Annotated in this window: 19 protein-coding genes, 1 tRNA gene and 2 pseudogenes; 10 read left to right on the forward strand and 12 right to left on the reverse strand. The window is 70.4% G+C overall.

The window, feature by feature from the left end:
* Positions 1-3: 3 nt before the first annotated feature.
* The gene (gene hutU, locus AB0937_RS17405) at positions 4-1,668 is read right to left on the reverse strand and encodes a urocanate hydratase (RefSeq protein ID WP_366712617.1); all 1,665 of its coding nucleotides are present in this window, start codon (positions 1,666-1,668) and stop codon (positions 4-6) included.
* 129 nt (positions 1,669-1,797) lie between these two features.
* Here hutU and AB0937_RS17410 point away from each other — a divergent pair, with 129 nt between their 5' ends.
* Complete coding sequence (locus tag AB0937_RS17410; protein WP_366712618.1) at positions 1,798-3,171, forward strand: diaminopimelate decarboxylase; 1,374 nt, start codon at positions 1,798-1,800, stop codon at positions 3,169-3,171.
* Between the two features lie 444 nt (positions 3,172-3,615).
* The gene (locus AB0937_RS17415; RefSeq protein WP_366712620.1) at positions 3,616-4,962 is read left to right on the forward strand and encodes a sugar ABC transporter substrate-binding protein; all 1,347 of its coding nucleotides are present in this window, start codon (positions 3,616-3,618) and stop codon (positions 4,960-4,962) included.
* Positions 4,963-5,768: 806 nt separating this feature from the next.
* Here AB0937_RS17415 and AB0937_RS17420 read toward each other — a convergent pair.
* The 3 genes from AB0937_RS17420 to AB0937_RS17430 form a co-directional block, all read right to left on the reverse strand.
* Positions 5,769-6,353, reverse strand: a complete 585-nt coding sequence (locus tag AB0937_RS17420) for a hypothetical protein (protein WP_366712622.1) — start codon at positions 6,351-6,353, stop codon at positions 5,769-5,771.
* Between the two features lie 90 nt (positions 6,354-6,443).
* Positions 6,444-7,286: a MurR/RpiR family transcriptional regulator gene (locus AB0937_RS17425; RefSeq protein ID WP_366712623.1), complete on the reverse strand. Its 843-nt coding sequence runs from the start codon at positions 7,284-7,286 to the stop codon at positions 6,444-6,446.
* A gap of 197 nt (positions 7,287-7,483) precedes the next feature.
* Positions 7,484-9,064: an alpha/beta hydrolase gene (locus AB0937_RS17430; RefSeq protein ID WP_366712624.1), complete on the reverse strand. Its 1,581-nt coding sequence runs from the start codon at positions 9,062-9,064 to the stop codon at positions 7,484-7,486.
* 563 nt (positions 9,065-9,627) lie between these two features.
* Here AB0937_RS17430 and AB0937_RS17435 point away from each other — a divergent pair.
* Positions 9,628-10,053, forward strand: a complete 426-nt coding sequence (locus AB0937_RS17435) for a hypothetical protein (protein WP_366712839.1) — start codon at positions 9,628-9,630, stop codon at positions 10,051-10,053.
* A gap of 20 nt (positions 10,054-10,073) precedes the next feature.
* Here the strand turns inward: AB0937_RS17435 and AB0937_RS17440 are convergent.
* Positions 10,074-10,433 (reverse strand): annotated as a pseudogene (locus AB0937_RS17440) (SDR family NAD(P)-dependent oxidoreductase); the annotation flags it as partial.
* 3 nt (positions 10,434-10,436) lie between these two features.
* Here AB0937_RS17440 and AB0937_RS17445 point away from each other — a divergent pair.
* Positions 10,437-10,547, forward strand: a pseudogene (locus AB0937_RS17445) (transcriptional regulator); the annotation flags it as partial.
* A gap of 341 nt (positions 10,548-10,888) precedes the next feature.
* Here AB0937_RS17445 and AB0937_RS17450 read toward each other — a convergent pair.
* On the reverse strand, positions 10,889-12,277 hold the full coding sequence (locus tag AB0937_RS17450) for a cystathionine beta-synthase (RefSeq protein ID WP_366712625.1): 1,389 nt from the start codon (positions 12,275-12,277) through the stop codon (positions 10,889-10,891).
* A gap of 158 nt (positions 12,278-12,435) precedes the next feature.
* Here AB0937_RS17450 and AB0937_RS17455 point away from each other — a divergent pair, with 158 nt between their 5' ends.
* From AB0937_RS17455 to AB0937_RS17465, 3 genes are all read left to right on the forward strand, one after another.
* Positions 12,436-13,461, forward strand: a complete 1,026-nt coding sequence (locus AB0937_RS17455; protein ID WP_366712626.1) for an SGNH/GDSL hydrolase family protein — start codon at positions 12,436-12,438, stop codon at positions 13,459-13,461.
* Between the two features lie 165 nt (positions 13,462-13,626).
* A complete protein-coding gene (locus tag AB0937_RS17460) occupies positions 13,627-14,847 on the forward strand; it encodes an acetyl-CoA C-acetyltransferase (protein WP_366712627.1) in 1,221 nt (406 codons plus the stop codon).
* Between the two features lie 273 nt (positions 14,848-15,120).
* Positions 15,121-15,903: a hypothetical protein gene (locus tag AB0937_RS17465; RefSeq protein ID WP_366712629.1), complete on the forward strand. Its 783-nt coding sequence runs from the start codon at positions 15,121-15,123 to the stop codon at positions 15,901-15,903.
* Positions 15,904-15,986: 83 nt separating this feature from the next.
* On the opposite strand, the gene AB0937_RS17470 is transcribed toward AB0937_RS17465, so the two are convergent.
* Positions 15,987-16,292, reverse strand: a complete 306-nt coding sequence (locus AB0937_RS17470) for a hypothetical protein (RefSeq protein ID WP_366712630.1) — start codon at positions 16,290-16,292, stop codon at positions 15,987-15,989.
* Positions 16,293-16,393: 101 nt separating this feature from the next.
* Here AB0937_RS17470 and AB0937_RS17475 point away from each other — a divergent pair, with 101 nt between their 5' ends.
* Positions 16,394-16,624: a DUF4287 domain-containing protein gene (locus AB0937_RS17475; RefSeq protein WP_234846895.1), complete on the forward strand. Its 231-nt coding sequence runs from the start codon at positions 16,394-16,396 to the stop codon at positions 16,622-16,624.
* Between the two features lie 71 nt (positions 16,625-16,695).
* Here AB0937_RS17475 and AB0937_RS17480 read toward each other — a convergent pair whose 3' ends face one another.
* From AB0937_RS17480 to AB0937_RS17490, 3 genes are all read right to left on the reverse strand, one after another.
* A complete protein-coding gene (locus tag AB0937_RS17480; RefSeq protein ID WP_366712632.1) occupies positions 16,696-17,607 on the reverse strand; it encodes a Bax inhibitor-1/YccA family protein in 912 nt (303 codons plus the stop codon).
* A 204-nt stretch (positions 17,608-17,811) separates the two neighbouring features.
* On the reverse strand, positions 17,812-18,987 hold the full coding sequence (locus tag AB0937_RS17485) for a 4-hydroxybenzoate 3-monooxygenase (protein WP_366712634.1): 1,176 nt from the start codon (positions 18,985-18,987) through the stop codon (positions 17,812-17,814).
* 131 nt (positions 18,988-19,118) lie between these two features.
* Positions 19,119-19,205 (reverse strand) — tRNA-Leu (locus AB0937_RS17490).
* A gap of 417 nt (positions 19,206-19,622) precedes the next feature.
* Between AB0937_RS17490 and AB0937_RS17495 the strand changes: the two genes are divergently transcribed.
* Both AB0937_RS17495 and AB0937_RS17500 read left to right on the forward strand, forming a co-directional pair.
* The gene (locus AB0937_RS17495; protein WP_366712636.1) at positions 19,623-20,393 is read left to right on the forward strand and encodes an ABC transporter ATP-binding protein; all 771 of its coding nucleotides are present in this window, start codon (positions 19,623-19,625) and stop codon (positions 20,391-20,393) included.
* Positions 20,394-20,431: 38 nt separating this feature from the next.
* The gene (locus tag AB0937_RS17500) at positions 20,432-22,966 is read left to right on the forward strand and encodes an FtsX-like permease family protein (RefSeq protein ID WP_366712637.1); all 2,535 of its coding nucleotides are present in this window, start codon (positions 20,432-20,434) and stop codon (positions 22,964-22,966) included.
* Positions 22,967-23,040: 74 nt separating this feature from the next.
* Here AB0937_RS17500 and AB0937_RS17505 read toward each other — a convergent pair whose 3' ends face one another.
* Together AB0937_RS17505 and AB0937_RS17510 are read right to left on the reverse strand one after the other, a co-directional pair.
* Entirely contained in the window at positions 23,041-24,351 is a 1,311-nt protein-coding gene (locus AB0937_RS17505; RefSeq protein ID WP_366712639.1) for a class I SAM-dependent methyltransferase, read from the reverse strand.
* A 254-nt stretch (positions 24,352-24,605) separates the two neighbouring features.
* Positions 24,606-25,994, reverse strand: coding sequence for an NAD(P)/FAD-dependent oxidoreductase (locus AB0937_RS17510; protein ID WP_234846889.1), 1,389 nt, complete (start codon positions 25,992-25,994; stop codon positions 24,606-24,608).
* Between the last annotated feature and the right edge of the window lie 74 nt (positions 25,995-26,068).

Genomic DNA, 26,068 nt, shown 5'->3' on the forward strand with positions numbered 1-26,068 from the left:
GGGTCACGCCGGGTCACCCTCGCGCATGGGGACGCGGACGCCCCGCTCCCCGGCCACCGACTCGGCGATGTCGTACCCGGCGTCGACGTGCCGGATGACGCCCATGCCGGGGTCGTTGGTGAGGACCCGGCGGATCTTCTCGCCCGCGAGTGCCGTGCCGTCGGCCACCGTCACCTGACCGGCGTGGATGGACCGGCCCATGCCGACGCCGCCGCCGTGGTGGATCGACACCCAGGACGCCCCGGAGGCGACGTTCACCATGGCGTTCAGCAGCGGCCAGTCGGCGATCGCGTCGGAGCCGTCGAGCATGGCCTCGGTCTCCCGGTAGGGGGACGCGACGGAACCGCAGTCGAGGTGGTCGCGGCCGATGACGACCGGCGCGGCCAGCTCACCGCTCGCGACCATGTCGTTGAAACGCTCACCGGCCTTGTCGCGCTCGCCGTAGCCGAGCCAGCAGATGCGGGCGGGCAGGCCCTGGAAGTGGACGCGTTCGCCGGCCATCTTGATCCAGCGGGCCAGGGACTCGTTCTCCGGGAAGAGGTCGAGGATCGCCTTGTCGGTCTTGGCGATGTCGGAGGCCTCGCCGGACAGGGCGGCCCAGCGGAAGGGGCCCTTGCCCTCGCAGAACAGCGGGCGGATGTAGGCGGGGACGAAGCCGGGGAAGGCGAAGGCCCGGTCGTATCCGGCGAGCTGGGCCTCGCCGCGGATGGAGTTGCCGTAGTCGAAGACCTCGGCGCCGGCGTCCATGAAGCCGACCATGGCCTCCACGTGCCGGGCCATGGACTCGCGGGCCCGGGTGGTGAAACCGGCCGGGTCCTTGGCGGCGGCGTCGGCCATGTCCTCGAAGGCGGTGCCCAGCGGCAGGTAGGCCAGCGGGTCGTGGGCGGAGGTCTGGTCGGTGACGATGTCGATGGGGGCGCCCATGGCGAGGAGCTGCGGGACCAGTTCGGCGGCGTTGCCGAGGACGCCGACGGAGAGCGGGCGGCGGGCGTCGCGCGCCTCGGTCGCCAGCTTGAGGGCGTGGTCGAGACTGTCGGCCTTCACGTCGAGGTACCGGTGCTCGATGCGCCGATCGATGGCGCGCGGGTCGCAGTCGATGCAGATCGCCACACCGTCGTTCATCGTGACGGCGAGCGGCTGGGCGCCGCCCATGCCGCCGAGGCCGGCGGTCAGGGTGATGGTGCCGGCCAGGGTCCCGCCGAACTTCTTCGCGGCGACGGCGGCGAAGGTCTCGTAGGTGCCCTGGAGGATGCCCTGGGTGCCGATGTAGATCCAGGAGCCGGCGGTCATCTGGCCGTACATCGTCAGGCCGAGGTGCTCGAGGCGGCGGAACTCCTCCCAGTTGGCCCAGTCGCCGACGAGGTTGGAGTTGGCGATCAGGACGCGCGGGGCCCATTCGTGGGTCTGCATGACGCCGACGGGACGGCCGGACTGGACCAGCATGGTCTCGTCCTGCTTCAGGCCCTTCAGGGTGCGCACCATGGCGTCGAAGGAGCGCCAGTCGCGCGCGGCCTTGCCGGTGCCGCCGTAGACGACGAGCTTGTCGGGGTGCTCGGCGACCTCGGGGTCGAGGTTGTTCTGCAGCATCCGCAGGGCGGCTTCCTGCTGCCATCCCAGGGCGCTCGGTTCCGTGCCGCGCGGCGCTCGGACGGGACGGGGTCCTGACATGGTCTGCCTCCTGGTGGGTGCTTCCCGGCGGAATGTTGCTACCTCTATTCACATCCTGGCCTCATGAATAGAGCTAGTCAATACGTCGGGGTGTCGGCGCGGCGGTGCCGTGGGTGTTTGGCTGGATGCATGGGCGCACACATCGAGGCGGAAGAGGCGGACGGCACCGGGGCCGGGCGGGCGGCCCGGCGGGACGAGGCGGTGCGGGCCGCCGTCGAGCAAGGGCTGCTGGGTCCCGGCAGCCCCGTCGTCGGACTGCTGGACGTCACCGGCATCCGGGAGTCGGTCGGGCAGCTGCGGGCGGCGTTCGAGGCGGTGATGGCGCCGGGCACGCCCGTGCTGCACGCCTTCGCGGTGAAGGCGACCCCGCTGGTGCCGGTCCTGCGGCTGCTGCGCGAGGAGGGCGTGGGCGCGGAGGTCGCGAGCCCGGGTGAGCTGGCGCTGGCGCGGGCCGCGGGCGTGCCGTCGGACATGACGGTGCTCGATTCACCCGCGAAGACGCCGGCCGAGCTGCGCGAGGCGCTGTCCCTGGGCATCGCCGTCAACGCGGACAACCCGCAGGAGCTGGACCGCATCGACGCCCTGATGCGGACACCGACGAGCCGCTCCCCCCTGGGAATCCGGGTGAATCCGCAGGTGGGCGGGGGCTCCATCGAGGCGTTGTCCACGGCGACGGCCACCTCGAAGTTCGGGGTGGCGCTGCGCGACGAGGGAGCCCGGGAGTGGGTCGTCCAGGCGTATCTGGACCGGCCGTGGCTGACCCGGCTGCACGCGCACACCGGCTCCCAGGGCATCCCGCCGGCCCTGATGGCACGGGGCGTGGCCGAGACGTACGCCCTGGCGGCGGAGATCAACCGGCGGGCGGGGCGGCGGCAGGTCGACACGCTCGACATCGGCGGCGGCCTGCCCGTGAACTTCGCCTCCGAGGAGACGACACCGACGTACACGCAGTACGCGCGGCTGCTGGCCGATCACGTGCCGGGGCTGTTCGACGGGCGGTACGGGCTGGTCACCGAGTTCGGGCGGTCACTGCTGGCGAAGCACGGGACGGTGGTGGCGCGTGTCGAGTACGCGAAGGCCTCCGGCGGGCGGGCGGTGGCCGTGACGCACGCCGGGGTTCAGGTGGCCGCACGGACGGTGTACGCGCCGGAGAGCTGGCCGTTGCGGATCTCCGCGTACGACGCGAAGGGGCTGCCGAAGGACGGGCCGGTGGTGGTGCAGGACGTCGCGGGGCCGGCCTGTTTCGCGGGGGACCTGCTGGCGCAGGAGCGGTCCATGCCGCTGCTGGAGCAGGGGGACTACGCGGCGGCGCTGGACACCGGGGCGTACTACTTCGCGCACCACTACGGGTACAACTCGCTGGTCCGGCCCGGCATCTACGGGTTCGGGCCGGGCGGGCGGTTCGCGGTGGTACGGCGGGCGCAGACCGTGGAGGAGGTCGTCGCCGAGTCGGGTGGGGCGCAGGGGGACGCGCTGACGCGAGCGAGGTGGGAGGCTCCCTAGCGCCACGGCCCTGAATTGTCACGACCGGTGCTGGGCACTGCCGCGTGCTCGGCACCCGCCGGCGGCAGGCCTGCTCGTCCTCGCCCACGCCTGCGCCGGCCATCCCCTGCGCCCGTCTCGCGGCCGGGTGTATCGGATACCCACCATCCGGGTAGGGGAGGTCGCACTTGAAGACCTGCCAGCGGCCACCAATCAGTGATAGGTCAGTAACGAATCTATCACTCAGTGTGTTAACTTCCGCTGCCAGTCTGCTAATAATGGCGATGCTGGTGTGACGCCGCACACTCGAAGGCGCACCCTCAGCGCCCCCCAGCTCGGCCAATCTGCTGCCGCAGCCAGGGGGGCGCCCCCCTTTTTCTCCCGACGGGCCCCTCTGCCGGACCGGCAGCTCGGGGACACACCGGTCACTCGGACATGCCACTCACCTGCACAAGGGGTCCCTTCATGCGATCAACCAGACATGTACTCATCGCCGGTGCAACCGTCACCGCTCTTCTCGCCACCGCGTGTTCGGGCGTTGGAGCCGGCGGATCCGCCGACGGAAAGAGCATCAACGTGCTGATGGTCGGCAACCCTCAGATGCATGACATCGCGAAGCTGACGCAGAGCAACTTCACCAAGGAGACCGGCATCGAGGTCAACTTCACGGTGCTGCCGGAGAACGAGCTGCGTGACAAGGTCAGTCGGGACATCGCCACACGGGCGGGCCAGTACGACGTGGTCACCATCGGCGCCTACGAGGCTGCGATCTGGGACTTCAACGGATGGCTGCGCAACCTGAACGGCGAATTCGAGCTGTCCAGCAGTTTCGACCGGAACGACCTGCTCGAGCCGATGATGAAGTCGCTGTCCGGTTCGGACGGCAGACCGTACGCGGTGCCGTTCTACGGCGAGTCGTCCTTCCTCATGTACCGCAAGGACGTGTTTGCGGAGAAGGGGCTGACGATGCCGGAGCGCCCGACGTGGCAGCAGGTGGCCGATCTCGTGGCGAAGGCCGACGGCGCCAAGCCGGGAATGAAGGGCATATGCCTGCGCGGCCGGCCGGGCTGGGGAGAGCTGGGGGCGCCGCTGACCAGCATGGTCAACACCTTCGGCGGCGCCTGGTTCACCAAGGACTGGACGGCCCGGGTCAACACGGGCGGTTTCAAGGAGGCCACCCAGTTCTACGTCGACCTGGTGCGCAAGCACGGCGAGGCGGGCGCCGCGCAGGCCGGGTTCACCGAGTGCCTGAACGCGATGAGCCAGGGCAAGGTCGCCATGTGGTACGACGCCACCAGCGCGGCCGGCTCACTGGAGGACCCGACCACCAGCAAGGTCGCCGGCAAGATCGGCTACGCATACGCCCCCGTCGAAAAGACGGACAGCAGCGGCTGGCTGTGGGCCTGGGCCTGGGCGATGCCGGAAACCACCAAGAAGTCCCACCTGGCCTCGAAGTTCATGCTCTGGGCGTCCAGCAAGGAGTACGAAAAGCTCGTCGGCGAGAAGCTCGGCTGGTCCCGGGTACCGGCCGGCAAGCGGGCCAGCACCTACCAGATCCCCCAGTACAAGAAGGCCGCCGCGTCCTTCGGCGACATCACCCTGAAGTCCATCGAACAGGCCGACCCCTCCGACCCCGGCACCCAGCCGCGGCCCACCGTGGGCATCCAGTTCGTCGCCATCCCCGAATTCCAGGACCTCGGCACCAAGGTCACGCAGGAGATCTCCGCCGCCATCGCCGGCAAGACCAGCGTGGAGACGGCACTCAACAGAGCACAGAAGCTTGCGGAGGACGTCGCCGAGGACTACCGGTGACCGGGGTCTGTCGCTGAGGTGCCAGATCGTCGTGCCGGGTTTCCGCAGACGCCGGTGACGTGCGCGCCCAGCAGACGCACCGCGGGCACCAGCCCCTCCCCTGGCTCCTCGCCGTCCAGTGGGTCAACGTCAAAGCATGCGTCGGATCGCCGACGGCGGCCACCCGGGCACCGGACTTGTGAATCGAGGAGTTCCGGTCCGATTGCGCGCCGGGTGATGTGGTGTGTGCTCTGGTACGCCCCTCTGGCGCGCCGTGGTGTGCCTCGTCTGCGGCTGGTACGGGGACAGCTCCGCTACCAAATGTCCCAAGTGGCGGGTCGGACCCGCCGAAAGCGACTCCAGAAGGCCTATGGGTTGAAGACCGACGGCATCGTGGGCGGAAAGACCTGGGTCATGCTGCGCGGGGAGCCGAACGACCGCCGAGGGCGGGCCTCTCCGGCTTCTCCCCGGTTTTTTTCTTCGCGGTCCTGCAAGAGGGCCGCTGGCCTCCGGGCCCGGCATGACTGTTGCCCCCTGTCGCACGAATGACCTGCCAGCAGTGTCGCCAACCGCTCCGGATGTGCGGCTGTCGCTGTCACCGTGGCTCACCGCCGCCCTCCGCAACGACCGCGATGCTGCCGTGGACTCTCAGGACCTCCCCACTGCCGGAGAGGCGTGGGGAGGTCCGAGGGTTCGTGTACCTCTGCAGAGTAGGCTGCCGCGTTAGCCGCCGACGCCGTGGGAGGCTCCCCGGGATTCCGGCCGCGTTTGCATCCTGGCTGGTCGCGCGGTTCCCCACGCCCCTGGGGCAGTGTGCCGCTGCCCGATCACACCGGTGCCGGCGTTTTCCTCCGTGCGCCGCCCGGCGCCGCGTCGCCCGCCGCGATGCCCGTGCTGCGGTACGCCCTCACACGCCGGCCGGCCGGGTGGGCCGCTCCCCCGCGCAGCCAGTCCACGCGGACCCACAGCAGCGCGTCGCCCTCCCGCTCCCGGCGGCCCAGCCAGGCCGACTTCAGCCACAGGCCCGCGCCGCAGCCGGCCAGGAGCATGCCCCCGGCCGCCGGGGCGGCGAAGGCGCTGCCCAGGGCGGCGAGGAAGGCGAGGAGGAGCCACCAGTGGTGTCCCCGGCGCCAGTTGCGCACCGTGACCGCGCGGTCCTGGAGTACGTCGTGCTTCCCGGCCCGGGACGCGGAGGCGGCGAGGGCCGCGTAGCGCCCCCGGCGGCCCAGGCCCACGACGGCCACCGCCAGGACGAAGAGGGCCGCTCCGGCGAGGACCCCGATACGGCGTCCCGTCAGGCCCGGTGCCAGCAGCCCGATGCCCGTCGCGAGTACGCCCAGCCACCACAGCGGGGCCGCCCCCGCCCGTACCACGACGGCCACCCGGGCCAGTCCCTGTCCTCCACGCGTCACGTCCAGCCTCCGTCCGGTCTCCGAAGCTTTGGGGAGCCGAAGGTTAGCGACGCAATGTGAGACGAGTCTGAGAAGCCGCGCGGCATGCCGTCAGTCGACGAACAGGCCCCGCGCCGCCGCCTTCGCGTCGAACTCCTCCAGACGGGACTGCGCCTGGGGCAGGTCGTCGCACATGGCCTCCAGCAGGACCCGGCCGAGCAGCATCGGCGCGCAGGCCGTGTCGAAGGCGAGGCCGGTGCCGACCGCGGCGGGCAGCAGCAGGTCGGACACCTTGGCGACGGGTGCGAAGGCGGAGTCGGCGACCGTGACGACGGTCAGCCCGGCCTCTCTGGCGTAGCCGAGGGTGTCGACGACCTCGCGGGGGTGCCGGGGCAGCGCGAAACAGAGCAGCGCGCTCGCCCCGGCCCGGACGGCGGCGTCGATGCGGTCCTGGAGCATGGTGCCGCCCTCGCCGAGCAGCCGTACGTCGGAGTGGACCTTGGCGGCGAAGTAGGCGAAGCCGTGCGCCTGGGCGGCGGCCGCCCGCAGGCCCAGGACGAGGAGCGGGCGGGAGGCCGCGAGGAGGCGTCCCGCGCGCTGCACGGGCGCGGGGTCGGCCAGCGCCTCCGACAGGTGCCGCAGGTTCGCGATCTCGGCCTCGACGGCCTGCTGGTACTCGTTGTGGACCCCGGCCTCCTCCGCCGGTTCGGCGGGGGCGACCTCGCGCAGGTGGCGGCGCAGGGCGGGGTAACCGTCGAAGCCGAGGGCGACCGCGAAGCGGGTCACGGACGGCTGGCTGACCCCGGCCAGTTCGGCGAGCTCCACGCTCGACAGGAACGGCACGTCGGCGGCGCGCCGCACCATGCTGTGCGCGATGCGCCGCTGGGTCGGCGTCAGCCGGTGGCCCTCGAAGAGCGCCTGCAGCCGCGCGGCAGGGCTGTCGGTCACGCTCATGACGTGCTCCCCCTCGCCTATTCAGTAGCTGAGGATTCTGCATGAGCATATGCAGAGCGGCAAGCCGGACCGGTGGCTCCGGCCTGCTCAACCCTTCCGTGGCTCCCCTCGCCTCCGATCGCAGCCCCGACGGTGGCCCCGGCACCGTGGTCCCTCCGGGCCCGCCGACCGCCGGGCCCCGCCGGGGGCTCCTGTGATCAGAAGTGGCCGGCCATCCCCGGGATGCCGGGGGGTGTCGGGAGCGGCAGCCGGTTGGGGGTGTTGCGGTCGTCTGCGGCCGGAGCGGCCTTGCAGGTCAGGTCCTTCCTGGGGAGTTTTCCGGTGGTCAGGTAGGCGGTGGCCGTCTTGTCGGCGCACGACTTGTTGCCGTAGATGCCGTGGCCCACCCCTCCGGCGACCGTGACCATTTTGGAGCCCTTCATGGCGCGGCGCAGGCCCTGGCCGCTGGTCAGCGGCGTCTGGGAATCCCACTCGTTCTGGAGGATCAGCGCGCCGACCTTGTTGCCGATCCGGGTCGCGGGTTCGCTGCCGCTCTTCTTCCAGAAGGCACACGGCTTGATGTGTGAGGCGAAGTCCCCGTACAGCGGGTACTTGGCCTTGTCCCGGATCGCGTCCCTGCGGTACTGCTCGGGATCGCGGGGCCAGGCGCGGGTGTCGGCGCAGACGACGGCCCAGAAGCCGGCGTCGCTGTTGTCCTCGGGCACCGTCCGGCCGAATGACGGCGCAACGGGCTCGGGCGTCCTGAGTTCCCGGTCGGCGGACGAGGGTGCTCCGGCGGCGGCCTTCTTCAGCTCGGCGACCGCTTCGGCGGCTTCGCGCGTGCCGAAGAACACGCCCCGGAAGCCGTGACGGATGTCGTCACCGGTCAGCAGCGTGCCGTCGAGGTCGATGGGCTTGCGGTCGGCCTGGGCGACCAGGCCGTAGAAGGTCGTGCGTACCGCCTCCGGAGTCCGGCCCAGCTTGTAGGTGGCGTGCCGCGCGGCGGTCCACTCGGTCCAGCGGGTGAAGGCGGGCTCGGCGCCTTCCGCCCAGACCTGGATCATCCCGCGCCAGATGCGGGCCGGGTCGACTGCGCTGTCCAGCACGAAGCGGTCGGTGCGCTTGGGGAACATCTGCGTGTAGACGGCTCCGAGGTAGGTGCCGTAGGAGTATCCGAGGTAGGAGATCTTCTTCTCGCCGAGCACGGCGCGAATGACGTCCATGTCCCGGGCGGTGTTGCGGGTGGTGATGTGGCGCAGCTTGTCGCCCTGCTTTTTGTCGCACTTCTCGGCGACGGTCCGGGCCCACTTCACGTCCTTGGTGAACGTCTCGGCCTTGTAGGGCCGTTCCCAGTTCCGCTCGCCGGACGTCAGGCCACAGCCGACCGGTGAACTCCGTCCGATGCCCCGCGGGTCGAAGCCCACGAGGTCGTACTTGTTCTTCACGGCCTTCGGCAGTTCGCCGGCCATGTACTGCGGCATGTCGACGCCCGGCCCGCCCGGCCCGCCCGGGTTGAGGAGAAGCACGCCGCGCCGCTCCCTTTTGGTACTCGTCTTCATCCTGGATATCGCGAGGTCGAGTCTCTTGGCGCCGGGTTTGCCGTAGTCGAGCGGCACTTTGATCGTGGCGCACTGAAGGGAGGCGGGCGCCGTCCGGTCGCAGCGGTGCCAGGCCGGTTTCTGCTGGAGGTAGGGGCGGAGGGGGTTCTCCGCGGCGGATGCCGTGGCCGGGGTGAGCACGGGGACCAGCGGAGTGACGGCGCTGACCGCCAGGAAAAGGGCTATTCGGCTGTTACGCACGCGCGTTGAGTCCTTAGGCCGATGCGTACGGGGACGCATTCACCCTGCCGTGCGTGCACAGCGGTTTGATCCCTCCACAGGGCGGTGTTGTCTACCACCCTGGGGGGAGGGGGAGTTGGGCCGGATAGTGCTGGAGTCGGACAACCGTGACCGGCTCTTTGCCATCTACCTCACATGGCGTTCTGCAGTGAAGTTGATTCATGCACCATCCGCGTGATTCTCGTTCCCCGGATTTTCCCCGCTTCCTGGTGATGCCAGATGCGATTCATCCACCGGTGTCTTCGAACGAGGACCGATCAACGCGGGCCGTTCCGTCCGGGATCCGTGGCCCTTTTCACGCATTCTCCTTTATGCCGGACCTCCCTCGGGATGTCAGGGTGTCGTCCGTGATCCGCGAAGCAGGCTCCTGAACTGCCTGCCGAGCAGCGCCGGTTCATCGAGCGGGAGACGGGAGCGGAGACACCGGCCGAGACCGAGAAGGCCATGAGCCCGGAACGCGAACCCTGGGGCTAGCCCCAGTGCGCCCGGCGGCGGCGCTTTCTACCGTGGGGCGCATGACGGGAATGGACGCGCGGGACACCGAACTGAAGAGGGACCTCGACGCCACCCTGCACGCTCGCAGGGACCTGGGCGAGGAGTACGAGTCGGCGCTGGTCGAATCGTTCCTGGAGAAGGTCGACCAGCGCATCGACAGCGCGGTGGAACGCCGGGTGCGGCGGCAGCTCGCCGAGCAGCAGACGCAGACGGTCCGGGACTCGCGTGCGCCACGGGCCACGGACTCCTGGGGCGAGCGGTTCGGCTTCGGGATCGTCTCCCTGGTCCTCGCGGTGCCGCTGTCCGCGATCGGCGGAGGCGTGGCCCGTCTGCCCGGCATGCTGGTCGCCTGGGCGGGCATCGTCGGCGTCAACCTCGTCCAGGCGGCCCGTACCGACCCGAACCTCTTCGGACGCCGCCGCGCGTCCTCCCCCGGCGGTGACTGGGAGGACTGAGCGCCCCCGCCCCGCCCGTCTCACACCTGCCGGGTGGGCAGCGCGACGATCTGCCGCAGATTGACCCGGCGGGGCCGGCTCGTCACGTAGGCCACCAGGTCGGCCAGCTCCTCGGCGGACAGCGCGCCCACCGCGTCCAGCATGCCCTCGACCTGCCGGGACAGTTCGGCGTCGGCGATGTGGGTGCGCAGCTCGCTCTCGACGAAGCCGGGCTCGATGTTGGTGACCCGGACGTCCCGGGGCCCGAACTCCCCGCGCAGGGCTTCCGACAGGTAGGTGACGGCTGCCTTGGCCGCGCCGTACACCGCGTAGTTCGGGAAGCTGACGTGCGCCGCGATGGACGAGATGTTGACGATGTCGGCCGTACGGCCGTCCGCGGCGGGATCCCGGCCGCCCCGGACCAGACGATCGTGGCGTACACGCCGGATGCGGGTTCGGAGACGGCGGAGCGCCTGGCGCTGCTGGGGAGCTGGGCGACGAGCCGGACGGGCTGACGCCGTGTGAGGCGGGTGCGCGGGGACCGCCGCACCCCCGTGAACGGGGGGCGGGACGACGGCGGTCCCCGCGAGGGACGCGGGCCCGGTCAGGGCCGGGCTTGCGCGTCCGTGGCGTCCGTGGAGGTCCGGGAGCCGCTCCGGAGGTCCGTCGACGCCGTTCGGCGCCGGCCCGGGCGGGGAGCCGCTCCCGCCCCTGCCGACATCCACCAATGTGCAGGACGCGTGTTAAGCGGGTGCTGCGCGAACGTGACACCCGCGTACCGGTTGCGCGAAGTCCACGAAGATCACGGAAGCCGCAAGTGCGCCCCGTTCACGGGCGGTTCATCCGGAGTCTGCCGTCACTTCCCCGTGCGGGCGAGGAAGGACAGCAGGTCCTGCCGGCTGACCACACCGGTCGGCTTGCCCTCGACGAGGACGATCGCCGCGTCCGCCTTGCCCAGCACGGCCATCAGGTCCGCGACTGGCTCGCCGGAGCCGACCTGGGGCAGCGGGCCGGACATGTGCTTCTCCAGCGGGTCGTCGAGCGAAGCGCTCTTGCTGAACAGCGCGTCCAGCAGCTCGCGTTCCACGACCGAGCCGACGACCTCGGCCGCCATCACGTCGGGGTGGCCGGCGCCGGGCTTGACGACCGGCATCTGCGAGACGCCGTACTCGCGCAGCACCTCGATGGCCTGACCGACCGTCTCCTCCGGGTGCATGTGGACGAGGGAGGGCATGCGGTCGCCCTCCTTGTCGTTCAGGACGTCGCCGACGCGGGCGCTCGGGCCGGTGTCCTCCAGGAAGCCGTAGTCGGCCATCCACTCGTCGTTGAAGATCTTGCTGAGGTAGCCGCGGCCGCTGTCCGGCAGCAGGACCACCACGACGTCGTCCGGGCCGAGCCGCTCGGCGACCTCCAGCGCGGCGACGACCGCCATGCCGCAGGAGCCGCCGACCAGCAGGCCCTCCTCCTTGGCGAGACGGCGGGTCATCTGGAAGGAGTCCTTGTCGGACACGGCGACGATCTCGTCCGCGACGGTCCGGTCGTAGGCGGTCGGCCAGAAGTCCTCACCGACGCCCTCGACGAGGTAGGGCCGGCCGGAGCCGCCGGAGTAGACGGAGCCCTCGGGGTCCGCGCCGACGACCTTCACGGAGCCACCGCTGATCTCCTTGAGGTAGCGGCCGGTCCCGGAGATGGTGCCGCCGGTGCCCACGCCCGCCACGAAGTGGGTGATCTTCCCCTCCGTCTGCTCCCACAGCTCCGGACCGGTCGAGTGGTAGTGGGAGAGCGGGTTGTTGGGGTTCGAGTACTGGTCTGGCTTCCAGGCGCCCGGGGTCTCACGGACCAGCCGGTCGGAGACGTTGTAGTACGAGTCCGGGTGCTCGGGGTCGACGGCCGTCGGGCAGACGACGACCTCGGCACCGTAGGCGCGCAGCACGTTGATCTTGTCGGTGCTCACCTTGTCGGGGCACACGAAGATGCACTTGTACCCCTTCTGCTGCGCCACGATGGCGAGCCCGACGCCGGTGTTGCCGCTGGTCGGCTCGACGATCGTGCCGCCGGGCTTGAGCGCGCCGCTCTCCTCCGCCGCCTCGATCATGCGCAGGGCGATGCGGTCCTTCACCGAACCGCCGGGGTTGAAGTACTCCACCTTGGCCAGGACGGTCGCCCTGATGCCTTTGGTCACGCTGTTGAGCTTCACCAGCGGGGTGTTGCCGACGAGGCTGATCATCGAGTCGTGGAATTGCACCGTTGTCTCCGGATGCCGCAAAGAAGTGATCCTGATGGTGCCGCCAGCCTATGACCTCGCCGTGGTCCGTGACGGTCGTTCACTCCCGGTTGCGATTGGACGACGGGCTGTACGGGGCAAGCACTGGGTGTACGGGTTCGAGGAGGTGGCGGCGACGCATGACGAGCATGTCGAGGGCGAGGGTGGCCCGGCGGATCGCGGCCGGCGCGGCTTATGGCGGCGGCGGGGTCGGTCTGGCCGGGGCGGCCGCACTGGGGCTGGTGCTGGCCGAGGTGCAGCTGGCGCGGCGCCGGGTGGGCAACGGCACGTCTCCCCGAGTGCCGCACGCGGACGGGCTGTACGGCCGTACGTACGCCGGTCCGGGCGGGGTACCGCTGAGGCTGACGATGCTGGGTGACTCCACGGCCGCGGGCCAGGGCGTGCACCGGGGCGGGCAGACGCCGGGAGCGCTCCTGGCGTCGGGGCTCGCGGCGCTGGCGGAACGTCCGGTGGAGCTGCGCACGGTGGCGACACCGGGGGCCTGCTCGGACGATCTGGACCGGCAGGTGGCCCTGGTGCTGGCCGATCGCGGCCCCGTGCCCGACATCTGCGTGATCATGGTCGGGGCGAACGACGTCACCCACCGCATGCCGGCGACCCGCTCGGTGCGCTGTCTGTCCTCGGCGGTCCGGCGGCTGCGCACGGCCGGTGCGGAGGTCGTGGTCGGCACCTGCCCCGACCTGGGCACGATCGAGCCGGTGCGGCAGCCGTTGCGCTGGCTGGCCCGGCGGGCCTCACGCCAGCTGGCGGCCGCCCAGACGATCGGAGTCGTCGAACAGGGCGGCCGCACCGTGTCCCTGGGCGACCTGCTGGGCCCCGAGTTCGCCGAGAACCCGCGCGAGCTGTTCGGCCCGGACAGCTACCACCCCTCCGCTGAGGGCTACGCGACGGCGGCGATGGCGGTCCTGCCGACCGTCTGCGCCTCCCTGGGCCTGTGGCCCGCCGAGGAGGAGCGCCCGGACGCCTCCCGCCGCGAGGGCTTCCTGCCGGTGGCGCGTGCCGCGGCGGAGGCCGCCTCGGAGGCGGGCACGGAGGTCGCGGCGGCGATGCCGAGCGGACCGCGCGGCCCCTGGGCCCTGCTGAAGCGCCGGCGGCGCCGGCGGGTACCCGAGCAGGAGCCGGCACCCGCGACCCCTTCGAGCTGAGGAGCGTGCGGAGGAGCGTGCAGAGGGGTGAGCGTGGAGCAGGGAAAAGCAAGCGCTTGGAAACTGCGGTCAGGGTCACACCGTGACACCCGTGACCCAGCCCATACGTACGGGTAACTTCCCAGTCAGCCCTGCCAGACCACCCGGTACGCCAATGGAGCCGTGATGCCCGAAGCCGTGATCGTCTCAGCCGCCCGCTCCCCCATCGGCCGCGCCTTCAAGGGCTCCCTGAAGGACGTGCGACCGGACGACCTGACCGCCACGATCATCCAGGCCGCACTGGCCAAGGTTCCCGGGCTGGACCCGAGGGACATCGACGACCTGATGCTCGGCTGCGGCCTGCCCGGCGGCGAGCAGGGCCACAACCTCGGCCGCGTCGTCGCCGTGCAGATGGGCATGGACCACCTGCCGGGCTGCACCATCACCCGGTACTGCTCCTCCTCCCTGCAGACCTCCCGGATGGCCCTGCACGCCATCAAGGCCGGTGAGGGCGACGTCTTCATCTCGGCCGGCGTCGAGACGGTCTCCCGGTACGTCAAGGGCAACTCCGACAGCCTCCCGGACACGCACAACCCGCTGTTCGCCGACGCCGAGGCCCGTACCGCCGCGGTCGCCGAGTCCGAGGGCTCGACCTGGCACGACCCGCGCGAGGACGGCCTGCTGCCCGACCCGTACATCGCGATGGGCCAGACCGCCGAGAACCTGGCCCGCGCCAAGGGCGTCACCCGCCAGGACATGGACGAGTTCGGTGTCCGCTCGCAGAACCTCGCCGAGGAAGCCATCAAGAACGGCTTCTGGGAGCGCGAGATCACCCCGGTGACCCTGCCCGACGGCACGGTCGTCTCCAAGGACGACGGCCCCCGCGCCGGCGTCACCCTGGAGGGCGTGCAGGGCCTCAAGCCGGTGTTCCGCCCCGACGGCATGGTCACGGCCGCCAACTGCTGCCCGCTGAACGACGGCGCCGCCGCCCTCGTGATCATGTCCGACACCAAGGCCCGCGAGCTCGGTCTCACCCCGCTCGCCCGCATCGTGTCGACGGGAGTCTCCGGCCTCTCCCCCGAGATCATGGGCCTCGGCCCGGTCGAGGCGAGCAACCAGGCGCTGAAGCGCGCCGGCCTGACCATCGACGACATCGACCTGGTCGAGATCAACGAGGCGTTCGCCGCGCAGGTGATCCCCTCCTACCGCGACCTGGGCATCCCGCTGGAGAAGCTGAACGTCAACGGCGGCGCCATCGCCGTCGGCCACCCCTTCGGCATGACCGGCGCCCGCATCACCACCACCCTCATCAACTCCCTCCAGTTCCACGACAAGCAGTTCGGTCTGGAGACGATGTGCGTCGGCGGCGGCCAGGGCATGGCCATGGTCATCGAGCGCCTCAGCTGAACGGCACGCCGTAGCCGCCATAGCACCCGCTGTGAGCTCCCGGCCCGGAACCCTGGAAACACCAGGGTTCTGGGCTGTTTTGTGATCCAATCTCCCCCAGGATGTGACCTATATCCCTGCGCCAGGGAAGAACAGCAGGTCACAGTAGCCACACCCCCTTCCCCGACACCGAAGCCCTGTCCGTTTCGTGACGTTACGCACTGACAGCTGGTTAGTCCGCCCTTCAAGCTGATGTAGGAAGTCGGGGGTCGACTTTGAACCGGGAGTACGTCAGTGAGCGCCATGCCGATCGCGTTGCTGGTCACCACGGCCGCCACGGGCGCCGTGGGCGTCGCCGTCCTGCGCACCGTCCTGCAGCTGCGCCGACAGGTCGCGGCCTTGCACACCGCGCTGGCCGAGAGCCGCGCCGCCACCACCCGTGCGCTGCTGCCCGCCGCCCGCACCACTGCCGACACCGACGAGATACGTGCCGCCGTGGCGGCGGCTCTCGCGGAGGAGCGGGAGCGCGAACTGGCCGAGGCGCGGGCGTTCTGGGCCGCCCAGGAGGCCCGTGACGCCTCGGACGCGCCCCCGATGCTGGGCCTGCCCGACCACGATCTGTTCCTGCCCCGGCAGGCCGATTTCGCGGGTCTGGAGCCGGTGTCCGAGCACGGCGCGGACACGGAGGAGCCGCTCGGCGAGTCCCCGGAGCTGGCCGCGGCCCGCCGTCGCCACCCCTCACACCCGGACTTCGTGCCTGCCCAGTCGCCGGTCGTGAACGACCATGAGCGCACCGTCGCCACCCTGGAGGAGCTGGCCTCCGCCCGCGTGGAGCTGACCGACGTCCGCCCCGGCCCGCTGGGCACCCTGGACGTCTACGTCTTCGCCGACGGCACGACCCTGTGCATGACCCCGGGCCACCGGGAGACGGCGGAGCACCTCGCCGCGGCCCTCCGCGCAGGCGCGACCCCGTTCCTCCTGGGCGGCTCCGGCATCTCGGGCGCGTACACCCTCACGTTCGAATGCGGCGAGGAGAACGTCTACATCCTGGCGGACAGGGTCATCGCGTCCCTGTAGGGAAGCGCCCCGCAGGGGAGCGCCCCGTCAGGGGCACGGGAAAGCGCGAGCAGCCGATCACGGCCCGCACCCGCGAACGGATCTCAGACACCCGCCCGCTTCTGCGCTTCCTCCACCAAGGCCACCGCTTCGGCGACGTCGGCATCGCCGGAAAGCACAACGGCCAGATCATGCCCGGCCACGGTGATCTGATCTGCTGCCGCAAACATCCCCGCATCCGGCATCTCCCGGGGCTCCACGCCCTCGAGGGCCTGCGACCTCCGGGCCAACTCCCGGGCCAGCTCCAGGGCCTCGGCGGCAGCACCCCGCTGCAACCGGCTCTGGGGCGCGGCCCTCAATCGATCGGCGAAGTGCTCCACCGCACGGCTCAGAGGCGTCGTATCAACCACTCCGCGAGCGTACGCGTCGCACCGGGACTGTTGCCAACGGGCGAACACTCAGGCACCGTGACCTCAAGGACCGGCTTACATCCCAGCGTCCGGAGGCGCCGATGTCCCAAGTCTTCTCCGAAGAGACCCATCGCAACATGCTCGCCCGCATCCCGCACTGCACCGGTCGTGAGATCTCCGACTGGTTGCGCACCGTCGACGAAGGCCCGGCGCTCTTCCGCTTCGAGGAAAAGGTCAGCTGGCTCCGGCACGAACACAATCTCGCTTACGGCCACGCCAAGGCGATCGTCCACGAGTACGACCTGAGGAGGGCCGCGCGCAAACTGGTCTAGGCGCGCATCCTCCCTCGACGACGAAGGGCCCCGGCCGAAGCCGGGGCCCTTCGCGCTACGACCGTCGAGGACTAGTCGCTGCTGTTGAGGATCGAGAGGATCCTCAGGAACTCCATGTAGATCCACACCAGCGTCAGCGTGAGGCCGAAGGCCGCGAGCCAGGCCTCCTCGCGCGGGGCGCCGTAGGCGATGCCGTCCTCGACCTGCTTGAAGTCCAGGGCGAGGAAGCAGGCGCCGAGGATGATGCCGATGACGCCGAAGACGACGCCGAGGGCACCGCTGCGGAAGCCGAGGCCGTCACCGCCGCCGAACACCGCGAACAGCAGGTTCACGGTCATCAGCAGGATGAAGCCGAGCGCGGCGGCCATCACGAAGCCGTAGAAGCGGCGGTTGACGCGGATCCAGCCGGCCTTGTACGCGATCAGCACACCGGCGAAGACCGCCATGGTGCCGATCACGGCCTGCATGGCCGCACCGTCGGCGATGCGGCTGTCGACGATGTTGGAGACGACGCCGAGGAAGACACCCTCGAACGCGGCGTACGTCAGGATCAGCGCCGGCGAGGCCTTGCGCTTGAAGGACTGCACGAACGCCAGGACCATGCCGATCAGGGCGGCGCCGATACCGATGCCGTAGCTACGGCTGATGTTGGCGTCGTCGACCGGCAGCAGGGCCCAGGAGAGCGCCGCGGTGAGGATGAGCACGCCGAGCGTGCTCGCCGTGCGCAGGACGACGTCGTCGATGGTCATCCGGCCGGTGGTGGCCGGGGCCTGCGGCGGCGCGCCGTACTGCAGGTCCTGCTGCTGGGCGTAAGGGTTCTGCGCGTACGGGTTCTGCGCGTACGGGTTGCCCGTCGGCTGGGCGTACGGGTTGCCCTGGGTGGCGACAGCGGGACCCCCGGCCTGCGGCGCGGTGTTGAAGCCCGCGTAGCCGTTGTCGCGGCTGAACCCCCGTCGCGAGAAGACCGGGTTTCTGCTCCTCATTTCACTCCTCCATGGCCACCAGGCGCGGCCTTGGCTCAAGAGTAATAGGTAGGCAAAGGAATGACCCTACTGCTTGGGGAGGATCTTTCCCTCGTCATGCTGCGCAACACGCTACGTGGCTTGGTGATTCCCCTCACCGGAGGGGGTCATCCCCTCACCGGAGGAAGGTCATCCGTTCACCCGAGGGGGTTGTCGTCCGCGGGCTCAGCCGAAGGGGAAGCCCGTGTACGCCTCCGCCAGGTCCGCCTCGGCGGCGCGGGAGGTCGCGATCCGCTCCAGCCGGGCGAGCTGGAGCCGGTCCTCGAAGGGCGTCGCGCCGGGTGCGCGGTGCAGCAGGGTCGTCATGTCGCAGGAGAACCGTTCGGCCTGCCAGACCCGGCGCAGGCAGGTCGCGGAGTAGGCGTCGAGCAGGTCCGGGGATCCGGTCCGCTGCCGGTGGACCAGGGCCCGCGCGAAGGTCACGACGTCGCCCACGGCGAGGTTCAGGCCCTTGGCGCCGGTCGGCGGGACGATGTGCGCCGCGTCGCCGGCCAGGAAGAGGCGGCCGTGCCGCATGGGCTCGTGGACGTAGGAGCGCATGGGCGTGACCGATTTCTGGGTGATCGGGCCGCGCTCCAGGCGCCAGTCGTCGGCGGTCTCGAACCGGCGTTCCAGCTCGTCCCAGATCTCCTCGTCGCCCCACGCCCCGGCGTCGGTGCCGTCGGGCACCTGGAGGTAGAGGCGGGAGACGGCCGGTGAGCGCATGGAGAGCAGGGCGAAGCCGCGGTCGTGGCGGGCGTAGACGAGCTCGTCGTGGGAGGGCGGCACGTCGGCGAGGATGCCGAGCCACCCGAAGGGGTACGTCCGCTCGAAGACCCGGGTCAGTCCGGCGGGGATCGCCTTGCGGGCCACACCCCAGAAGCCGTCGCAGCCGACGACGTAGGAGCACTCCAGGACGTCCTCGCGGCCCTCGTGCCGGAAGCGGATCCGCGGGGCCTCGGTGCCGGCGTCCTCCACGGCCAGCGCTTCGGCCTCAAAGAGCAGCGGTCCGCCCTCGCGCAGCTGGAGGGCGATGAGGTCCTTGCAGACCTCAGTCTGGGCGTAGACCGTCACGGACCGCCCGCCGGTGAGGGCGGGGAAGTCGACGCGGTGACGCCTGCGGTCGAAGCGGAGCTCGATGCCGTCGTGGCGCAGGCCCTCGCGGTCCATGCGCTCCCCGGCGCCGGCCGCCCGCAGCACGTCCGCCGTGCCCTGCTCCAGGATCCCGGCGCGCTGCCGCCGTTCGACGTAGGAGCGGTCGCGGCTCTCCAGGACGACCGAGTCGATGCCGGCGTCGTGGAGCAGCCGGGCGAGGAGGAGGCCGGCGGGGCCCGCTCCGATGATGCCGACGGTGGTGCGCATCGGACGACCTCTTCTCATCCACGTTCGTCAGGTGAAATTTCTTTCACCATGTGCGTGTGAGTCTCCGACGACACGGAGCCGCTGTCAACGGGCACGCCGTGAACTCTTCAATGGACCACACAGGGATCGGATGGTGCCCGGAGCCGGACTCGAACCGGCACGCCCGCGAAGGGGCAGCGAGGTTTAAGCTCGCCGTGTCTGCATTCCACCATCCGGGCAGGCCGTGGGCTCCGCATCGAGGTTCCGAGACTATCCGGACGGGTCCCCCGAACAGCGGCAGCGTGGACCGATGTTGTCTTATTTTATTGACGTCTGAGGGTGCATCAGCACACGGAACGCGCCATCCGCACTTGCCAATAGCCTTGCGTGCGGCGGTCGGCCGCGTATGCGGAATGACGGAATTTCACCGCCCGAACAAGGGCACTCCACCTGTTCTCGACACCCGGACGCATGCGTTCCCGACAGCGGGGCCTCTCAGGGGTGTTCGTCATCCCCAGGTATGACACGGCCCCACGCGGTCAGCCTGCAGTCGGCCTTCGGAACCGGAACAACGGGTGACTACACGGCGGCGAGGGACACGGACGATGGAACACGTCCTTCCCCCTCACACAGCCGTCCGACAGGAGAGTCATCCCGTGACCACCGCCTCCCTCACCGACCGGGCCACCGCAGCGGCCGCGCGCGCCACGGATCTGTCGAAGATCTACGGGCAGGGTGAGACCCAGGTGGTCGCCCTGGACCGCGTCTCCGTCGACTTCCGGCAGGCCGAGTTCACCGCGATCATGGGCCCGTCCGGCTCCGGCAAGTCCACCCTGATGCACTGCGTGGCCGGCCTCGACACCTTCTCCTCCGGGTCGGTGCGCATCGGCGACACCGAGCTCGGCTCGCTGAAGGACAAGCAGCTGACCAAGCTGCGCCGGGACAAGATCGGCTTCATCTTCCAGGCGTTCAACCTGCTGCCGACCCTCACGGCCCTGGAGAACATCACCCTTCCGATGGACATCGCCGGGCGCAAGCCGGACAAGGAGTGGCTGGACTCCGTCATCCGCATGGTCGGCCTGGCGGACCGGCTCGGTCACCGGCCGTCCCAGCTGTCCGGCGGTCAGCAGCAGCGCGTCGCGGTGGCCCGGGCGCTGGCCTCCCGGCCCGAGATCATCTTCGGTGACGAACCCACCGGAAACCTCGACTCGCGCTCGGGCGCCGAGGTGCTGGGCTTCCTGCGCAACTCCGTGCGGGAGATGGGCCAGACGGTGGTCATGGTGACGCACGACCCGGTGGCCGCCGCCTACGCGGACCGGGTGATCTTCCTGGCGGACGGCCGGATCGTCGACGAGATGCACGGGCCGACGGCCGACTCCGTGCTCGACCGCATGAAGGCGTTCGACGCCAAGGGCCGCACCAGCTGATCCCCCGTCAGGACCGACAGGACTGAGAAGAAGAACCCATGTTCCGTACCGCCTTGCGCAATGTGCTCGCACACAAGGCCCGGCTCCTGATGACCGTACTCGCCGTGATGCTCGGCGTCGCGTTCGTCTCCGGCACCCTGGTCTTCGCCGACACCCTCTCCAACGCCTTCCGCAACCAGTCGGCGAAGAGCTACGACGACGTCGCCGTCTCCGTCTCCTCGTACGCCGACCCCGACAACCCCGAGCAGGAGCCGGGCCTGTCCGGCAAGGTCCTCGACAGGATCTCCGCCGTGGACGGCGTGGCAGGGGTGTACGGCCGTGTCGAGGGCTTCGCCGGGGTCGCCGACCCCGACGGGAAGCTGATCGGTGTCGGCTGGTCCAACAAGGGCTCCAACTTCGCCCCCGGCAAGGACGGCAAGGACACCGCCTACACGTTCACCGACGGCTCCGGCCCGGTGAAGGACGACCAGATCGCCCTGGACGAGGAGTCCGCCGCCAAGGGCGAGTACAAGGTCGGCGACCGGGTGCGCGTCGCGACCAACGGCCCGGTGAAGGAGTACACCCTCAGCGGTGTGTTCACCACCGAGGACGGCGCCGTCAACGCCGGCGGCAGCCTCGTCCTGTTCGACACCGCCGTCGCCCAGAAGCAGTACCTCAAGCCGGGCTACTTCGAGAGCGTCACCGTCACCGCCGCCTCCGGCGCCGACGACGCGAGGATCCTGGACGCGGTCAAGCCGCTGCTGCCGGACGACGCCGAGGCGCAGACCGGCCGGGCGCTCGCCGACGAGCAGGCCGAGCAGATCGAACAGGGCATGGGCAACCTCAAGCAGGTCCTGCTCGGCTTCGCGGGCATCGCGCTCTTCGTCGGCATCTTCCTGATCTCCAACACGTTCACGATGCTGGTCGCCCAGCGCACCAAGGAGATCGCCCTGATGCGCGCCGTCGGCGCGTCCCGCAGGCAGATCACCCGCTCGGTGCTCGCCGAGGCCGCGCTGGTGGGCCTGGTCGCCTCGGCCGTCGGCTTCGTCCTCGGCATCGGCCTGGCCGTCGGACTCCGCTCCGGCATGGCCGCGTTCGACATGAAGATGCCGGACGGTCCGCTGGTCCTGTCCGCCACGCCGGTGATCGCGGCGTTCGCGGTGGGCGTGCTGATCACGACGTTCGCCGCCTGGCTGCCCGGCCGCCGGGCCGCGAAGATCCCGCCGGTGGCGGCCATGAACAGTGTCCACGCGGTGGCCACCACCAAGTCGCTGGTGCTGCGCAACTCCATCGGTGCGGCCGTCACCGCCATCGGTGCGGTGGGGATCGTGGCGGGTGCCTCGGCCGGCGGCGACGACGGCCGCATGTACATCGGGGCCGGCGCCTTCTTCGCGCTGATCGGCGTGATCGTCCTGATTCCGCTGCTGTCCCGGCCCGTGATCGCGCTCGTCCGTCCGCTGCTCGTCGGCCCCTTCGGGGTGGCCGGCAGGCTGGCCGGCCAGAACGCGGTCCGCAACCCGCGCCGCACCGGCGCCACCGCCTCGGCGCTGGCCATCGGACTGACGCTGGTGACCGGTCTGTCGGTGCTCGGCATCACGGTCGGCACGGCCATCGACAAGATGACCACCGACAACATCAAGGCCGACTACATGGTCTCGATGGCCAACGGCGGTGACCTCGACCGGTCGGCCCTGACCGCGCTGGAGAAGGCGAAGGGCGTGTCCGCGGTCTCGCCGCAGCAGGACGCCTACTTCCAGGCCGACGGCGACGATTACGTCTCCGCCTCGGCGGTCACCCCCGGCGACATCGAGAAGGTCCTGACCGTCGACGTCGTCAGCGGCAGCGTGGACTCGCTCGCCGAGGGCCGGATCGCGGTCGCCGAGAAGACGGCGAAGAGCAGGGGCTGGAAGACCGGCGACACCGTCCCCGTCACCTTCGGCGACGACAAGAAGGACAGGCTGACGGTCGGCGCCGTCTACAAGGACAGCGAGTTCCTCTCCCCCGTCCTCGTCGACCGGAAGATCGTGGACCGCCACGAGACGAAGCCGTCCATCAGGCAGATCTTCGTGAAGGTCGACGGCGGCCAGTCCGCGGCGAACGAGCAGGTCATCGTCGACGCGCTGGGCGACAACCCCGCGATCACCGTCATGGACCGGCAGGACATCCGCAACGAGTTCGGCGGCGCCATCAACACCCTGCTGAACATCATGTACGGCCTGCTGGCGATGGCCCTGATCATCGCGGTGCTGGGCGTGGTCAACACCCTCGCGATGTCGGTCTTCGAACGGCAGCAGGAGATCGGCATGCTCCGCGCCATCGGCCTGGACCGGCGCCGGGTGAAGCGGATGGTCCGGCTGGAGGCCGTCGTCATCTCGGTGTTCGGCGCAGTGGTCGGCATCGGTCTCGGGGCATTCCTCGGCTGGGCGATCGGCGAGACCTTCGCGGACCAGATCCCGGGGTACACGCTGGTCCTGCCCTGGGACCGGATCGGGATCTTCCTGGTGCTGGCCGGTCTGGTGGGCGTGCTGGCCGCGATGTGGCCGGCCCGCAACGCCGCGCGGCTGAACATGCTGAACGCGATCAAGGCAGAGTGACCTCGCCGCGCCGCGGCACGCCGAAGGGCCGGGTTCCCCGTCACGGGGGCCCGGCCCTTCCGTTCGTACGCCGCTCAGTCCTGTCCGGGCGCGATCCAGGTGCGGGCCCGCAGCGGCATCCCGGAGGCGCCCGAGTCCGGGACGCGGACGGCCAGGACCTGGTTGACGCCGATGCGGTTGCGTTCGAAGGCCAGGGCGGAGGCCGCCATGTACAGGCGCCACACGCGGGCGCGCCCGGGGGTGGTCAGCCGCACGGCACGCTCCCAGTCGGCTTCCAGGCGGGACACCCACCGGCGCAGCGTGAGGGCGTAGTGCTCGCGGATCGCCTCGACGTCGCGCACCTCGAACCCGGCGCGCTCCAGCAGGGCGACAGTCGCGCCGATCGGCTGGAGTTCGCCGTCGGGGAAGACGTAGGAGTCGATGAAGGCGTCGACGCTGTAGGTCGACTCGTCGCGCTGCGGGCGGCGGGCGATTTGGTGGTTCAGCAGCCGGCCGCCGGGCTTGAGCAGGCCGTACAGGTCGGCTGCGTACTCCAGGTACCGGTCGGCGCCGACGTGTTCGGCCATGCCGATGGAGGAGACGGCGTCGTAGGGCCCGTCCCGGACGTCGCGGTAGTCCTGGACGCGGATCTCGACCTTGTCGGTGAGGCCCTCGTCGGCGACGCGCTTGCGGGCGTAGGCGGCCTGCTCCTGGGAGAGCGTGACGCCGACGACGCTCACGCCGTGCTCGCGGGCGGCGTGGACGGCCATGGAGCCCCAGCCGCAGCCGACGTCCAGCAGCCGTCCGCCGGGTCTCAGGCCGAGCTTGCGGCAGACGAGTTCGAGCTTGTCCCGCTGGGCCTGTTCGAGGGTGCTGTCCGGGGTGGGCCAGTAGGCGCAGGAGTACACCATCGACGGGCCGAGGACGATCTCGTAGAAGTCGTTGCCGACGTCGTAGTGGTGGCTGATGGCGCGGCGGTCGGTGCGCTTGGTGTGCAGATGACGGCGGGGGCTGCGGGTCTCCTCGCGGGGCGGGGCAGGCGGCAGCGGCGGCGGTCCGGCGAGCTTGACCAGTCCGCGGACGGCGGCGCGGACCTCGGGGGCGCGCAGGGCCTGGACGAGGGTGCGGGCGTCCTCGCCGCGCTCCCAGATGAGACCGGCCAGCAGATCGAGGGTCGTGTAGAGGTCGCCCTCGATGTCGAGGTCCCCCGCCACCCAGGCGCGGGCCAGGCCCAGTTCGCCCGGCTTCCACAGCAGGCGGCGCAGCGCACGGCGGTTGCGTACGACCAGGGTCGGCGCATCCGGCGGGCCGGACTGCGAACCGTCCCAGGCGCGGATGCGCACCGGGAGCGGTGCTCCCAGCAACTGTGTGAAGAGGCCCTGCAGCCGCGGCGCGGCGTCTGCCATGGTGTACACCTCCGTGACAGGGAATCCCGGAATGTCCGACACCACGTAAACACCTGCGGGGCCTCGGCGCAGTCCCCGGCACGCGTCATGTATGGGCAAAAACGCCCCTTCGCCCGCCCGGAGGCGGCACCCTGACGTGCCGGAGGACAGCACGGGAACCCCGGCACGCCGAACGGGGTCTTCCGGCACGCCGAAGGGCCTCCCGCACCACGGATGGCGGGAGGCCCTTCGTCAGACGGACGACCGGACGGAGGTCAGGAGGCCTTGGCCTTCTCCTCGGTCTTCTCCTTCGGTGCGGCGGCGACCGGGGCCGGCTTGGCGGCCTCGTAGAACTCCTCGCGCGGCGTCTCGATGGCGCCGAGCGAGACGACCTCGCGCTTGAGGAACATGCCGAGGGTCCAGTCGGCGAAGACGCGGATCTTGCGGTTCCAGGTCGGCATCGCCAGACCGTGGTAGCCACGGTGCATGTACCAGGCGAGACGGCCCTTGAGCTTGATCTTCATCTTGCCCATGACGATCATCGCGACGCCCTTGTGGAGGCCGAGGCCGGCCACGGCGCCCTTGTTGGCGTGGCTGTACTCCTTCTGCGGGAAGCCCCGCATGCCGGAGACCACGTTGTCGCCGAGGACCTTGGCCTGGCGCAGCGCGTGCTGGGCGTTCGGCGGGCACCAGGCGTTCTCGTTGCCCGCCTTGCGGCCGACGAGGTCAGGGACCTGGGCGTTGTCGCCGGCGGCCCAGATGTAGTCGGTGCCCTTGACCTGGAGGGTCGGCTCGCAGTCGACGTGGCCGCGCGGGCCCAGCGGCAGGCCGTAGCGGGCCAGGGCCGGGTTGGGCTTGACGCCGGCGGTCCAGACGATGGTGTTGGAGTCGACCTCGAGGCCGTTCTTCAGCACCACGTGGCCGTCGACGCAGGAGTCCATGGAGGTGGACAGGTAGACCTCGACGCCGCGGCCCTCGAGGTGCTCCTTGCCGTACTTGCCGAGCTTGGGGCCGACCTCGGGGAGGATCTTGTCGGCGGCGTCGACCAGGATGAAGCGCATGTCCTCACGGGACACGTTCTTGTAGTACTGCGCCGCGTCGCGGGCCATGTCCTCGACCTCGCCGATGGTCTCGGCACCGGCGAACCCGCCGCCCACGAAGACGAAGGTGAGCGCCTTGCGGCGGATCTCCTCGTCGGTGGTGGAGTCGGCCTTGTCGAGCTGCTCGAGGACGTGGTTGCGCAGGCCGATGGCCTCCTCGACGCCCTTCATGCCGATGCCCTGCTCGGCGAGGCCGGGGATCGGGAAGGTGCGGGAGACCGCGCCGAGCGCGATCACCAGGTAGTCGAAGGGCAGCTCGTAGGCCTCGCCGACCAGCGGGGAGACCGTGGCGACCTTGCGGTCCTGGTCGATGGTGGTGACCCGGCCGGTCAGCACCTCCGCCTTGGGCAGCACGCGTCGCAGCGGGACGACGACGTGGCGCGGGGAGATGTTGCCGGCGGCGGCTTCGGGGAGGAAGGGCTGGTAGGTCATGTACGACCGGGGGTCGACGACCGTGACGGTCGCCTCGCCGTAGCGCATCTTCTTCTGGATGCGCCGAGCTGCGTACAGGCCTACGTACCCACCGCCTACTACGAGGATCCTGGGACGCTCCGTGGTGCTCATGGCATCGAGTATCCACCCGTCTCAGGGGGGTGGCTCGTGCGCCCCTTCACAAGCTTGGGTGGGGTGTGTGCTAT

This window comes from Streptomyces sp. NPDC047880 (genome assembly GCF_040706515.1).
GTDB lineage: Bacteria > Actinomycetota > Actinomycetes > Streptomycetales > Streptomycetaceae > Streptomyces.